Origin of the sequence: Nocardia sp. NPDC005978, from assembly GCF_040614455.1 — a bacterium.
Taxonomy (GTDB): Bacteria; Actinomycetota; Actinomycetes; order Mycobacteriales; family Mycobacteriaceae; genus Nocardia.
The window spans coordinates 1-12,553 of the sequence record NZ_JBEXUS010000164.1 but is presented as its reverse complement, the minus strand read 5'-3'; the positions used below and the strand labels follow the sequence as shown (position 1 = coordinate 12,553).

Below are 12,553 nucleotides of genomic sequence, written 5' to 3'. Positions count from 1 at the left end.
CGTCTGACAGACCGCGGGCCAGAACCTGATCGACGAGGCAGCCGAGCTGATCCGGTTCCCGCGGTGCGTCGACCGCGTCGGCGGGCACGCAACGCCCGAAGCCCGATCGCGATGCCCAGCACCGATGGGCCGCTTCGGATTCGAGTCCGGAACCCACGCCAAGGAATCGGCCGGCGGCAACGCCACGTACTCATCGACCGCTCCCAGCTCAGCCTGATCGAGCTACGAAGGTACTGCCGCACGAGCTTCGCTCGCTTGCCTCCTGAACTCCGCTGCCGGACCCGGGCAGGTGGATCACCTTCAGTTCCGGTGCCGTCGAGACCGCAGCCGTTGCAGAGCAGCAGGTCTCCCGTCGAGGTACCCGAGATGTCCTCTGCCGAACGGTTTCCGGGGTGTAGAGCCAGCGCCGGTCGAGTCGAGCGGCGATCGTCACCAGCGATGTAGCCGCCGTGGTGGCGCCAGGCACGCGAGGTTCCCACCGCTGCTGAGTCCGAGGTCGGGGGCGTGGTCACCGACGCACGACGGTCCTTTCCAGCGGGCAGTGAATCTGCCGAAGGCATACCGCACGAAGGACACCGAGCCAAGGGCGCTCCGAAGTCGCGTCGCTTCGCGATGGGCATTCGCCCACCCCTGTCCCGGTGCCCTCCGTGCGATCTGGGCGAGCCCAGATTCACCGCCCACCGGAAAGGAATCACCATCATGCTCAGCGACCACACCCCCGACCTCTCCAGCATCGGCGCCATCTGGGACCCCTTCCCGCCCCAGCACCACCACGGCGGCTACATCGCCCCCGGTCGCATGGTCGCTCAGTTCCTCGACTTCATCTGGCCCTACACCCCGGAAACCTGCGAGTCCGGGCCGTTCGATACCACCTGGTACCTCAACGGGAAAGTGCTGCTCTGCAACGGCTGCGGCCTCGACGGCACCTAAACCTCCCGAGGGGGCTTCGGCCCCCACCTCGGCCGCCGGCAACGACGCCGGACAGCGAGTCGCCACCGACGCCGACTCCAGGCCCGCCAGCTTCCCCGGCATGGGCACCGGGGAAGGCTCGCCCCCGGTGCGGATGCATCCTTTCCCTCCGTACCGGGGCGCGAGCCCCAACCGGCGGTTGCCGAACACATTTGGAAGGTTCCCCGCCTCCTCAGCGGCCCAATTGTCTCGCTCCGGAAGGACGAGTCAAGGACCACCTGCCGGTGGCCGCTACGCGGTGCCTACGGCATCCCTGACACGCCCTCCCTCCGCAGAGGATGGCCTGTATGAGGAAGCGGGAGAAGAGAAGTCCCCGAGTGAGTATCGTGTCGAGCCATGGAACACCGCGTGGTCTGGGTCGAATTCTTCACACGGAAATCCGGAGCAACCGAAGCGCCAGAGATCGGCCGCACGATCGACAGAGTCGTGCACGAAGGTTGGCAGTTCCTCGCTCTGTCCGCGGGGGACCGTGGAGCGTTCCTGACCTTCCGGAGGGAAGGGCCTCCCCTGAGGTAGGGGAGGCCCTTGTCAGCTGAGTGGCGAGTTATCGCATTTTCGCGACGGCTTGGATGATTTTGACGCGATCAGCCGAGTCGGCTCCCCGCATCGCAAACATCCCCAGCACCAACATGACCACCCACCGCACAATCGCCGGAACCCCGTAGCAGATTGCTACCCAGATCCCAGCCTCGACGGCGTACTGCATGACTGCCCCTCCAGTGTGAAGGACCAGTCACGCGAGACCGGATTAGCCTGGGAATGGCCGTCGCACCGCGCAACCGAGTGTTGTCCGTGTTGCTGCCAACCGGGTCGGCTGACAGTTCACTGAAGAAGTAACCCATGTTGAGCCTATATCGTTTGGACCACCCCTCGCGGTCCCAGTTTTCAGGCTGGCTCCGACACGACCTCCCGACGTAGAGGATGGCCTGTCTGGAGCGAGAGTTTCCGGTCTTGTTGCCGGAACCGACCCGCTAACCTCTGCGTCCAACACGGTATGAACGACGAACGGAAGCAACGACTTCTGCGGGCCGGCTTGGACCCGGGCAACGCGAAGGATCGCTGGCTGTTCCATCAGATCCGGATGCTGATCATCACCACCATGCCGGCGGCCATGCCTAGCGGAGCGCGATGGCCCCAGGTGCCTCATCGACCCCGGCGATAATGCCGAGGAACCGCGCAGCCGGGCAGCAGATCCTCTGACTCATCGACCGTGAGTCGACTGACCTCCTCCGCGTAAACCTTCATTCCCTCGCTGATCTTGCCTGCCGCATTCTCCAGCTGCTCAGGGGTGAGGTTTTTGCCGAACGCGGCAGCGTCGAGAAGCTGGCTCCGCACCTGGTCGAGATTCATGTGCGCCCAAGCCAGGCGCGAAAGTTCCGGCATGGTTTGACAGGCTACCTCGAGTCGAACGTATGTTCTAGAAATGGTCGCTCGATCGGAGACAGCAAGGCTCGGATATTGGCCGGCTAACCTACGCCCTGCGTGGGAGGATTCCACGATGGCAAGTGTCAAGGACAAGCTCGCCACGTGCGCGACCGTCCATAACTACGGTGAGGCGGACGGGCGCAGTTGGGCGCTGATGGAGTGCTCTTATTGCGGAGGCACGCAAGCTCTGGTCGTGGGCTATGTCATGGACTCGCTAATGCCCATGACAACCTGGTACCGATGCGTGAACTGTCTCCGTGGCAGCGTCGTCAACGACGGCACCCAATCCCCGGGCATCAAACCGCTCAGCACGCCTGCACGTATGCCTGAAACCGATACGGCAGTGTGGGAAGAAGCGCGAGCCTGCCTGGCGGTCGGCGCTTACACCGCTGCGGTGATGATCTGCCGGAAGCTCTTGATGCACGTTGCGGTGGCGCATGATCTGCCTGCGAAGAACGAGAAAGGCCGGGCGCCTACATTTGTGGCAGCGCTGGATCATCTCCAGGAAGAGGGCATTGTCACCAGGCCGATGCGGAAGTGGATCGACCGTGTCAAAGAAGTTGGAAACGAAGCCAATCATGAGCTGACACCGACGACCAAGGAGCAGGCGATGGACATCGCCTCGTTCACCCATCAACTGCTACGACTCGCATACGAGATACCGGCGATGATCGAAGACACTGAGCCCACTGCTTGACCGTGTGCGGCGAGTCGCGTCGGTACGCAGCGAGTACGCAGCACAGCCCCGCGCTGCCCGCGCAGACCAACGTTGCTGATTCGAAAATCCAGGTCGCAGCAACCGAACCGATCTCGCCAAATCGCTACAAACGCCATGAACGATGTTCATCATCAACATCGTGGTCAGCGGCCTGCACTCGTACGCCGGCCTGAACTAGCCGGTCAGCGCGCGAAGCGCAGCTCCGAACGGGCCTTGGCCTTGGCCGCCTCGACCTCGCGGTCCTTGGGCGGCGCGTGCGTGGTCAGGTTGGCCAGCAGTCGCATGGTGGTGGCCGCGATTTCCGCGACCGCCTGATCGAACGCTTCCTGGTTGGCGTGCGACGGCTTGGTCGCCCCACTGATCTTGCGGACATACTGCACCGCCGCGGCCTGTACCTCGTCCGAAGTGGCCGGCGGCTCGAAGTTGTGCAGGGTTTTGATATTGCGGCACATGCGGGCGAGGGTACGCCGCCCAGGTGACATCCCGGCCGCGCCGAAACCCCGGTCAGCGCGAGAACAGCTCGCTGACCGGGCTCTCGGTGGGAATCATGCCGATGTCGCTCAGGCGCAGGCGCGGTTGAGCTCGTCGGTGAAGGGGGTCATCTCGGTGACGTTGTCGTCGACGAGGGCGTCGGCGTAGGCGGTGATCGCGGCCTGTTCGGCGCCGCCGGAGAGCAGGGCCACCGTGCGCAGGCGGTCGGCGAGGGCGCGGGCGGTCTCCGCGTCGTAGGTGCCGCCGCTGGCGTCGACGGCGGCGTTGATGAACTCGATCGCGCGGTCGCAGGTCAGGGACCGGGCCTGGGCGGGGGCGGCGGGCAGCACCAGCAGGGTGGCAGCGGTCGCGGTCAGCGCGGCGGCCGAGAAAAGCTTGATCATCATGTCCCTCACTGTGTGCCGATCGGAGGTCTCGCCCGCGTGTGAGCGCCCTCTCGCGGGCTCACCGTATACGTTCCCCCGCACGCCCTCCCGCCCCGCCCACCCGCTGAGTCCAACGTCACCCCCAACGCATATCCCCACCCGTCCCCAACTGTGGAGAGTCTGTGGAGGGTTGAGGATGAACGCTCCGTGCCCGCCCCGCGCCCCACCCTCGGTCCCGGCCGACCGCGAATCGGGTTCCGCCCCGGCCGTTTTCGATGTCGTGGTGGATCGGTACCGCCGCTGTTGCTGCGCGCCGCGGCGTATGCCCGGGTCGTCGAAGACTTCGGGCTCTGCCGCACCGCCGTCCCCGGCTGGAACTCGACTTCGGCGAGAAACTTCGTGGTCGGTTATGGTGCGATCCGCTGAGCGAGGGAGAGCATGAAGAACTGGAAAGACCTGGACGCCGATGTTCGCAGGGCGTTGCTGAGGGGGGAACCCGCCGCCGATCCCGAGATAGATCGGATCGCGCGGGAGCATGCGGAGAAGGCTTTGGGGCGCTCCATCATTCGACGAGTGATCGTGGTGTTCCCCATTGCGCTGGTGACCGGAGCGCTGCTGGGTTTCTTCGCCGCGAAGTGCGGCCTGCCGTCGTGGGCACCCGGCTCGATTCTCTTCGCGGTCGGATCCGCTATCGCCGTCGTGGAGAGTCGCCGCAAGCTGGCCCACATTCGCATTCTCAATGTCAGCTCCGGGACCCCACGGGCGCAGACGCGAACCGAGTGGACTGCCGCCCGCGCGGCCGAATCGCTGGAAATTCGAAGCACGGCGTCTGGCGTACTGCGCACGACGGCGCCGTGGCTCGCGCTGGCCGGCGGGGTGCTGGTCCTGGCCGTGCTGTCATCGATTCCGTGGTTGATCGTGCCCGTCGCGGTCTTCGCGGTCACCGTCGTCACCTATGTCGCCCTACTGCTGTGGTTCACACTGCCGGGGAACGAGCAGATTCTGGACGCCGACGGAATCTTCATGCCCAAGTACGGCCTTCGGGTGCCGTGGAAGGCGATTCGTGAGATAAGGCTGTTGCCCTTGCGTGCGACCGCTAGGGACAAGCGGCAGGTGGTCGCGTTCCTGTTCCACGACAAGCAGGACTATTTGCGGCAACTACCCCGCTGGCAAGCCGTGCTGGCCGACCTGAACACCAAGACGTACCTGTCGCCGCTGGTGATCATCGAAGGGGTGACCGACCGGCCCGTCGAGGAGATCGCCGCGCGTGCCGGCGCGCTGTCGGGATTGGTGGTCACCGCGGTTGCGTGTGGCGACTGATGCGCACGACGGTGCGAATTCACTTGGCGCGCTAGGGGGAAAGGAAGCGGTCGAGGAGACGGTCTATCAGAGCGTCAGCGTCGGTGGCGGACTGGGGGATGGTCAGCATCCCCTGGGTCATGCCCCCTACCGCTGCCACCAGCAGTTGGGCGTCGAGAATTAGTTGTGTTGCGGCGGCCGGTGTTTCGGCCGGCCGGACGCGGCGGAGCTGGTCGGCCACCGCGTTCATGAGCCAGAGGCCGGGGCCAGCGGTGTCCTTGGGCTCGACGTCGTCCGTTGTCAGGGCGGCGGTGTGGAACGCGATCAGGATGATCGCCTCCTCGCGGCGGGTTTCGTCCCAGGGGAGGAGCTCGTTGAAGACCGTGGCCAGGATCTCGCGGGGCGGGGCGGACTCGCCGAGGGCGGCTATGTTGCGGGCGAAACGGTCGCCCGCGGCCGCGACGACCGACAGATGGGTGGCGGCCAGCACCTCCTGCTTGGTCCCGAAGTAGTACTGGACCAGGCGGACCGAGATACCGGCCTCGGCCGCCACCGACTGGAACGTCGCCGCGGCCAGACCGCCGCGGGCGATGACTTTGCGTGCGGCCGTGGTGATCTGGGCTCGCCGCTGATCGTGGTCGGCTAGACGCGGCATGAAGCGGTACCTCTTCCCCGGATCGGCGATGGACAGATCCGTCATGGTACGCCCATATCATTTAAGTGGTACGTTGATATCATCAACGGAGATCGAAGGGGCGGCCATGGCCAAGATCGGGCGGTTCAAGAACGAGCACACGCGGCGGGAGTTCCTGCGGGTCTACGCCGAACTGGAGTCGCTGTGGCCGCTGCCCGCGACCACGAGCGAGCTGGAAACCACCTTCGGAACCACCCACGTCCGCCGATCCGGTTCGGGCGCGGCCGTTCCCGTGGTGCTGCTGCATCAGGTGGGCGGCAACGGCCTGTCCTGGCACATCGTCGCCGAGCGGTTCGCGGCGGACCGAATCATCCACGCGCCCGACACGATCGGCACCGCCGGCCGCAGCGTGCAGACCGCGCCCGTCACGGGTGAGCGCGACATCGCCGCCTGGTTGCGCGAGGTGCTGGACGGTCTGGGCCTGGATCGCGTGCACCTGGTCGGCTATTCGCACGGCGCGTGGCACGCGGCGCTGGGCGCGCTGCACCTGCCGGAGCGGCTGGCGAGCGTGACGCTCGTCGAGCCGGGCGGGGTGTTCACCAAGCCGAAGGCGAGCGTGCTGCTGAAGATGCTCGGGTTCGGCCTGCGGGGCAAGTCGGACAAGAACATGCGCGCGATGATGGAGTGGCTCGCGCCCGGGGTCACGGTTTCCCCGCGCGAGTTCGAGCTGGCCAAGCTGGCGCTGGGGTTCCCGATGGCGATCGGCTGGGCCCGGCTGCTGAAGGACCCCGAACTGCGGTCGATCACGGTGCCCGCGCTGGTCGTCTACGGCGGCGACACCCTGGTCGCGGATCCGGCGGCGGCGACCCGGCGCATCGCCGAGCACATGCCGCACGCGGAGGTCGAGGTCTATCCGGGTAAAGGCCACGGGGTGCTGATGCAGGAACCGGACGAGGTGGGTGCGCGCATCGTGCGATTCATCCGGCAGCACGATCGGGTCGGCGCGGACGCCTGACCGAAGCCTGCGCCCCGGGCGGGCTCACGAAACGACAGCTCCCCGCGTGGCCGAATCCGGCCGCACGGGGAGTTTCTTTTCCCGGAGCCGCCCGTGAACCACGGGCGAAGTAAACGGGGCGTTTGGTTTGCTAGACGATCGCCCAGTCCGGGAATCGAGGGTCAGCTATCGGGAGAGCCCGGTTCGCCGTCCCGGTGCTGGCGCGAGAGCCGCCACAAGAACTCCGGATCGTCATCCGGGCCGAGAATGCGCTTGTGGGCGGCCGAAGTCGTGCCGGTGCGGGCCGGTCGCTGTGGGCCGAAAGCTTTCCAGCACAGCATCGCGATGGTCACCAACGCGATGAGTGCCAACAGGTACGTCACGTCGTTCACCTCCTGTCACCGAGGGTAATCCGTGTCCGTACCCGCGGCACCGCGGAACTTCGAATAAGGGTTAGACGCGAGTCGCCTCGGTGGTGAGGGACCTGAGAAGTTGCAGAACTTCGGATTCGCGGAACCGGCGATGACCGCCCGGAGTCCGGAGTGAGCCGAGCCGTCCCGCGTGTGCCCACCGGGTAACGGTCTTCGGATCGACATGGAACAGGGCCGCCACCTGGCCGGGGGTGAGCAGGCTTTCCTGGCTGTTGACGGAACCCATTACGCGGCTCGCCGCGGTGAACGCAGTCATTCGCAAACCTTTCCGTTTTGTCAGATCCCTCATCAGTAGCGACATCGTTGCACCGCACCCCCTGTGTGTTCGAACAGTCTCGGTTTGGTAAAGGGGAAGTAATAGACAAAACGGATATCCGTACTGTGTTCGCGGTCACTTTTGACTCGCGAGTAGCGAACTCTCAGCGAATTCGCTCGCGCCCCCGCCGACGCGGGCCACCGCATATGCCCGATTCGTCGTCACCTAGGCTGAGGCCCGTGAGTGAGGCAACCCCATCCGAAGGTTCGGGCCGCAAACTGGCCCGCGATCTGGCCCTGTACACGGTGGCCCGGCTCGGCCTGGTCGTCGTCCTCGTGGCGGTCATCATCGGTGCCGCCAAGCTGGTGTCCGTGGAGGTGCCCCTCATCGTCGCGGCGCTGTTCGCGGTGCTCATCGCCCTGCCGCTGTCGATGGTGCTGTTCAAGACCCTGCGCACCCGGGTCAACCAGGACATCGCCGCCGTGGACGCCAAGCGCCGCAGCGATCGTGACCAGCTCATGACGCGCCTGCGCGGTGACGAGAAGTGACGGCCGGCCGATGAAACGCGTCGATCGCTACGCACCGCGCGAGTGGGTCGACAACGCCGTCCGGCTGATCGACGCCGATGCCCAGCGCAGCGCCGACACGCATCTGCTGCGTTATCCGCTGCCCGCGGCCTGGCGGGTGCAGCTGTACCTCAAGGACGAATCCACCCACATCACGGGCAGCCTCAAACATCGCCTGGCGCGGTCGCTGTTCCTCTATGCCATCTGCAACGGCTGGATCACCGAGGGCACCACCGTGGTCGAGGCGTCCTCGGGCTCGACCGCCATCAGCGAGGCCTACTTCGCGAAGTTGCTGGGCCTGCAGTTCGTGGCCGTCATGCCCGCTTCCACCTCGCCCGAGAAGATCGCGCTCATCGAGGCGCAGGGCGGACGCTGTCACCTGGTGCGGAAGTCGCCGGACATCTACACCGAGGCGGCCCGCCTGGCCCGGGAAACCAACGGTCACTACATGGATCAGTTCACGCACGCCGAGCGCGCGACGGACTGGCGGGGCAACAACAACATCGCCGAGTCGATCTTCCATCAGCTGGCGCTGGAGGCCCATCCGGTGCCGGATTGGATCGTGGTCGGCGCGGGCACCGGCGGTACCAGCGCGACCATCGGCCGCTACATCCGCTACCGGCGGCACGCCACCCGGCTGGCCGTGGTCGATCCGGAGAACTCGGCCTTCTACGGCGGATACGAGACCGCCGACTCGGCGTATCAGACGGGCATGTCCTCGCGGATCGAGGGAATCGGCCGCCCGCGGGTGGAGCCCTCGTTCGTCGGCCAGGTCGTGGACACCATGATCGAGGTTCCGGACGCCGGCTCGATCGCGGCGGCCCGGCACGCGAGTCAGGTGCTCGGCCGCCGGGTCGGCGGTTCGACGGGCACCAACCTGTGGGGGGCATTCGCCCTGATTGCCGACATGATCGCCGCCGGTCGGTCCGGCAGTGTGGTCACCCTGCTGTGCGACGGCGGAGACCGTTATGCCGGAACCTATTTCAATGACGACTGGGTTGCCGGTCAGGGGCTGAGTCTGGCGGAACCCGCCGCGGTGCTCGCCGAATTCATGGCCACCGGTTCTTGGTCCGGCTAGTTTTCCCACGGCACGGCGGTCGGTTCAGAAGGGTTGATCACCCGTCGATTGGTTTGCTGTCAAGTTGCTGAATTGGCTGGGTTAGCGGTGATTCGCCATCGGCCGGGGTGCTCCGCAGGTGAGTGGGCGGTGTTTCACTCGTGCCGAAGGTGTTAATGGGGCTTGACGCGCGGGGCCTTTCCCGGGCGACTGGACGGGTGACCGCCGTGGGCTGATCGACCCCCGAACCGAGCACGAGCATCCACGACTGCAGGCTCGTGGAAGTCCGCCACATGTTCATCCGCAACTCGGTGATGGCCAGGGTTTCGGGATCGCGCACCAGCTTGGTCCGATCGCGCCGCTCGTTGGCCACCGTGTCGTTCCGCCACATGGCCGCGAACTCCGGACTCGCCATGCAGCGGTTCAGGATCCCCTGGATCCGATCGTCGTACCCGGTGCGGGCCAGCAGCAGCCGGAACGAGCTCACCGCCTGCTGCGCCTCGCCGGCCCAATCGACCAGTACGGTCCGCGACACCGGATTGAGCATCATCCATTCCAGATAGTTGCAGCCGGGGACGAGCTCGGGGAAAGCCTCCACATGCGCGGCGTTGACGGCCAGAATGTCCATGGTGCCGGAGATGAAGGCGGCGATCTTGGGGTTGAGCAGTTCCAGATACTCGAGATCGACCGGGCCGGGGTGGTCGGGCTCGATGCGCGGCAGCGGCCCTTCGGCCAGGGTGAGCGCGTATTCGAACTCCGCCGGCGCGAGTTCGAGTGCGGTGGCGAGTGATTCGATGACGCGGCGTGAGGGGTTCGCGCCGCCCTCGATCTTCGTCAGATAGGGGACCGACAGGTTGGCGAGCCAGGCGAGCTGCGGGCGGGTGCGATTGGCCGTGGTGCGGAGCCGGCGAATGTACTCGCCGAAGGTTGGAACTCCATTCATCACGCAGGTGCCCTCACTGATAGCCCGTTCTGGTTCAACAGTTTGAAACAACAACAAATCGGGAGTCGAGTTGGGTCAGTATCCGCGATCGGTCGCGGGCGTCGATGTCACGGACGGGTCGTGGGTCGAGGCGCCCTCGCGGACGCGGCCGGTGGTGGCCGAGCGGCGGGTGAGCGTCGCGGGGGAGTGCAATCGGGCGGGCGTCTCCGATCGCGAATCCCCGCCGGGTGCGCGCGAGCCCGAGGCGTACGGCCGGTATCGGGATCGCGACGGGGACGAGTGGGAGAAGGAGCCGCGCGGCTGGCTGCTGCGCTCGCAGGCGGGGGTGCCCGTCGAGTCGGACGAGGTGTGGGATTGGCACGACGGGCACGTGTGCGACTACGCGCCCTTCGAGCCGTGCCCGTGAGACCGCGCTGACGCGGCGTTTTCCGGAGGTTGTCAATTTTTGTTGACACACCCGGGGTGTCAACGTAAATTGACATTCATGAGTGAAGCGACGACTTTGGCGGCCGCGGCCGGCAGTCCGGACCCCCAGGTGGGGTTGCGGGCCGTGCTGGCTTTGCGCCGACTGCTCGAACGCCTCGAGTCCATCCAGGTAGCCAACGCCCGCACGCAGGGCTGGTCCTGGCAGGCCATCGCGGACGCGCTCGAGGTCAGCCGGCAGGCGGTCCACCAGAAGTACAACCGGAAAGGCGGCATCCGCTGATGTTCGAAAGATTCGCCAGGGCAGCCAAATTCACGGTGGTCGGGGCACAGGAGGAAGCCAGGGAACTGCGGTCGCCGGTCATCGACGTCCAGCATCTGTTCCTCGGCCTGCTCGCCGCACCCGATGCCGGACTGCACGAACTGCTCGCCGCGCACGGGCACACCGCCGAATCCGTGCGCGCCGCGCTGACCCGCACCCGGGCCGGTGAACCACTGGGCGAACAGGACGCCGAGGCGCTGCGGTCCATCGGCATCGACCTGGACGCGGTGCGCGAAAGCCTGGCCGAGACCTTCGGGGCGGATGCCCTGGAGCGCGCGGTGCCCGCCGAGGAGCCGCGCCGCGGTCTGTTCCGCGGCAAGGGCCCGGGGTTCGGGCACATCCCGTTCACCCGCGAGGCCAAGAAGATTCTCGAGCTCGCGCTGCGCGAGGCGGTGGCCCGCAAGGACGATCGCATCGAGGCCGGGCACATCCTGCTCGCGATCCTGCGCGCGCCGAACCCGGCCACCCGGGAACTGCTGGGCGCGGACCTCGAGCCGCTGCGCGCGGACGTGGCCGCCCATCTCGATCGGGCCGCGTGATTGTCACAGGTGATCATGAACCGGTGAGGTATGACCACCGTCGCGGGGCTTTCGCCCCTACGATCGGGGCATGACGCTCCTGCTACGTCTGCTCATCAACGGTGTCGCCATCTGGCTCGCGGCCGAATGGGTCGACGGCATCGACATCAAGAGTCCCGAGAACACCACGCAGAGCAAGCTGCTCGCCATCGCGGCGGTCACCGTGGTCTTCGCGCTGGTGAACACCCTGGTGAAGCCGCTCGTCAGTCTGCTGTCCCTGCCCTTCGTGATCCTGACCCTGGGGCTGTTCCTGCTGGTGATCAACGCGCTGATGCTGTGGCTGACCGCGGTGATCACCAACACCATCAGCTACGGGATCACGGTCAGCGGGTTCTGGGCGGCGGTGCTGGGCGCGATCATCATCACGCTGGTGAACTGGGTGCTCGGGGTGCTCGTTCCCGACAACTGAGGGCCGGCGCGGCGGGTTCGCGCCGGGCTTCAGCCGAAGGACAGCGCGAACTCGATCGCCAGCGACCAGACCAGCAGGGCCAGGCCGGTTCCCGCCAGCGCGGGGATCAGGTCGGGCCCGTTCTTGTTGCCGCGCACCGGCTCGTTGGCCTTGACGGCCAGCGGGAGCGCGACGAGCGCGACCAGCGCCCACGGGGTGCGCGCGGCCAGCAGCAGGGTCGCCGCGAACGGGATCGCGAGCAGCACGATGTGCAGTGTGCGGGTGCGCGTGTCGCCGAGGCGGACGGCCAGGGTGGTCTTGCCCGAGACCGCGTCGGTGGGGATGTCGCGCAGATTGTTGGTCACCAGCACGGCACTCGAGAACGATCCGACCGCCACCGCCCCGGCCAGCCCGGCCCAGTCGACCCGCCCGGCCTGCACGAACTGGGTGCCGAGCACCGCGACCAGGCCGAAGAAGACGAAGACCGCGATCTCGCCGAAACCGCTGTAGCCGTACGGGTTCCGGCCGCCGGTATAGAACCAGGCTCCGGCCAGGCAGGCCGCGCCGACCGCGAGCAGCCACCAGCTGCTGGTAGCCACCAGTATCAGGCCGAGGATCGCGCCCAGACCGAGGCAGCCCAGGGCCGCGGGGGGCACCCCGGCGGGGGGGGGCCGCGTGGTTGAGTCCACCCGC

General features: G+C 66.7%; 18 protein-coding genes. 10 read left to right on the top strand and 8 right to left on the bottom strand.

The genetic code is table 11. The features are described from left to right. The first annotated feature begins 699 nt into the window (after positions 1-699). Positions 700-930 (top strand): hypothetical protein, encoded by a 231-nt coding sequence (locus ABZ319_RS37955; RefSeq protein WP_354991424.1) that lies wholly within the window; start codon positions 700-702, stop codon positions 928-930. A 1,182-nt stretch (positions 931-2,112) separates the two neighbouring features. On the opposite strand, the gene ABZ319_RS37950 is transcribed toward ABZ319_RS37955, so the two are convergent. Continuing rightward, complete coding sequence (locus tag ABZ319_RS37950; RefSeq protein ID WP_354991423.1) at positions 2,113-2,352, bottom strand: DUF6374 family protein; 240 nt, start codon at positions 2,350-2,352, stop codon at positions 2,113-2,115. 115 nt (positions 2,353-2,467) lie between these two features. Here ABZ319_RS37950 and ABZ319_RS37945 point away from each other — a divergent pair, with 115 nt between their 5' ends. After that, the gene (locus ABZ319_RS37945) at positions 2,468-3,091 is read left to right on the top strand and encodes a DUF4145 domain-containing protein (protein WP_354991422.1); all 624 of its coding nucleotides are present in this window, start codon (positions 2,468-2,470) and stop codon (positions 3,089-3,091) included. A 203-nt stretch (positions 3,092-3,294) separates the two neighbouring features. Here the strand turns inward: ABZ319_RS37945 and ABZ319_RS37940 are convergent, their stop codons facing one another. After that, entirely contained in the window at positions 3,295-3,564 is a 270-nt protein-coding gene (locus ABZ319_RS37940) for a DUF2277 domain-containing protein (protein ID WP_354991421.1), read from the bottom strand. Positions 3,565-3,672: 108 nt separating this feature from the next. Then, on the bottom strand, positions 3,673-3,990 hold the full coding sequence (locus tag ABZ319_RS37935; protein ID WP_354991420.1) for a hypothetical protein: 318 nt from the start codon (positions 3,988-3,990) through the stop codon (positions 3,673-3,675). A 417-nt stretch (positions 3,991-4,407) separates the two neighbouring features. On the opposite strand from ABZ319_RS37935, the gene ABZ319_RS37930 reads away from it, so the two are divergent. Beyond that, a complete protein-coding gene (locus tag ABZ319_RS37930; RefSeq protein ID WP_354991419.1) occupies positions 4,408-5,289 on the top strand; it encodes a hypothetical protein in 882 nt (293 codons plus the stop codon). A gap of 31 nt (positions 5,290-5,320) precedes the next feature. Here ABZ319_RS37930 and ABZ319_RS37925 read toward each other — a convergent pair whose 3' ends face one another. After that, positions 5,321-5,923 (bottom strand): TetR/AcrR family transcriptional regulator, encoded by a 603-nt coding sequence (locus tag ABZ319_RS37925; protein WP_354991418.1) that lies wholly within the window; start codon positions 5,921-5,923, stop codon positions 5,321-5,323. Positions 5,924-6,029: 106 nt separating this feature from the next. On the opposite strand from ABZ319_RS37925, the gene ABZ319_RS37920 reads away from it, so the two are divergent. Beyond that, positions 6,030-6,917, top strand: coding sequence for an alpha/beta fold hydrolase (locus ABZ319_RS37920; RefSeq protein WP_354991417.1), 888 nt, complete (start codon positions 6,030-6,032; stop codon positions 6,915-6,917). Between the two features lie 161 nt (positions 6,918-7,078). On the opposite strand, the gene ABZ319_RS37915 is transcribed toward ABZ319_RS37920, so the two are convergent. Further along, a complete protein-coding gene (locus ABZ319_RS37915) occupies positions 7,079-7,279 on the bottom strand; it encodes a hypothetical protein (RefSeq protein WP_354991416.1) in 201 nt (66 codons plus the stop codon). 70 nt (positions 7,280-7,349) lie between these two features. Continuing rightward, the gene (locus ABZ319_RS37910) at positions 7,350-7,583 is read right to left on the bottom strand and encodes a BldC family transcriptional regulator (RefSeq protein WP_354991415.1); all 234 of its coding nucleotides are present in this window, start codon (positions 7,581-7,583) and stop codon (positions 7,350-7,352) included. A gap of 239 nt (positions 7,584-7,822) precedes the next feature. Here ABZ319_RS37910 and ABZ319_RS37905 point away from each other — a divergent pair, with 239 nt between their 5' ends. Next, on the top strand, positions 7,823-8,131 hold the full coding sequence (locus ABZ319_RS37905; RefSeq protein WP_354991414.1) for a DUF4229 domain-containing protein: 309 nt from the start codon (positions 7,823-7,825) through the stop codon (positions 8,129-8,131). 10 nt (positions 8,132-8,141) lie between these two features. Next, positions 8,142-9,227, top strand: a complete 1,086-nt coding sequence (locus tag ABZ319_RS37900; protein WP_354991413.1) for a PLP-dependent cysteine synthase family protein — start codon at positions 8,142-8,144, stop codon at positions 9,225-9,227. Between the two features lie 37 nt (positions 9,228-9,264). Here ABZ319_RS37900 and ABZ319_RS37895 read toward each other — a convergent pair whose 3' ends face one another. Beyond that, entirely contained in the window at positions 9,265-10,149 is an 885-nt protein-coding gene (locus ABZ319_RS37895; RefSeq protein WP_354991412.1) for a helix-turn-helix domain-containing protein, read from the bottom strand. 70 nt (positions 10,150-10,219) lie between these two features. On the opposite strand from ABZ319_RS37895, the gene ABZ319_RS37890 reads away from it, so the two are divergent. The 4 genes from ABZ319_RS37890 to ABZ319_RS37875 all read left to right on the top strand — a co-directional run bounded on the left by ABZ319_RS37890 (position 10,220) and on the right by ABZ319_RS37875 (position 11,881). Then, positions 10,220-10,555 (top strand): hypothetical protein, encoded by a 336-nt coding sequence (locus ABZ319_RS37890; RefSeq protein WP_354991411.1) that lies wholly within the window; start codon positions 10,220-10,222, stop codon positions 10,553-10,555. 78 nt (positions 10,556-10,633) lie between these two features. Then, on the top strand, positions 10,634-10,855 hold the full coding sequence (locus ABZ319_RS37885; protein WP_354991410.1) for a helix-turn-helix domain-containing protein: 222 nt from the start codon (positions 10,634-10,636) through the stop codon (positions 10,853-10,855). Then, positions 10,855-11,433 (top strand): Clp protease N-terminal domain-containing protein, encoded by a 579-nt coding sequence (locus ABZ319_RS37880; protein WP_354991409.1) that lies wholly within the window; start codon positions 10,855-10,857, stop codon positions 11,431-11,433. The genes ABZ319_RS37885 and ABZ319_RS37880 overlap by 1 nt, the downstream gene beginning before the upstream one ends. A gap of 70 nt (positions 11,434-11,503) precedes the next feature. Continuing rightward, a complete protein-coding gene (locus ABZ319_RS37875) occupies positions 11,504-11,881 on the top strand; it encodes a phage holin family protein (protein ID WP_354991408.1) in 378 nt (125 codons plus the stop codon). 29 nt (positions 11,882-11,910) lie between these two features. On the opposite strand, the gene ABZ319_RS37870 is transcribed toward ABZ319_RS37875, so the two are convergent. Continuing rightward, positions 11,911-12,553: 1,4-dihydroxy-2-naphthoate polyprenyltransferase (locus ABZ319_RS37870; protein ID WP_354991407.1), on the bottom strand; the 643-nt coding region annotated here is incomplete at its 5' end.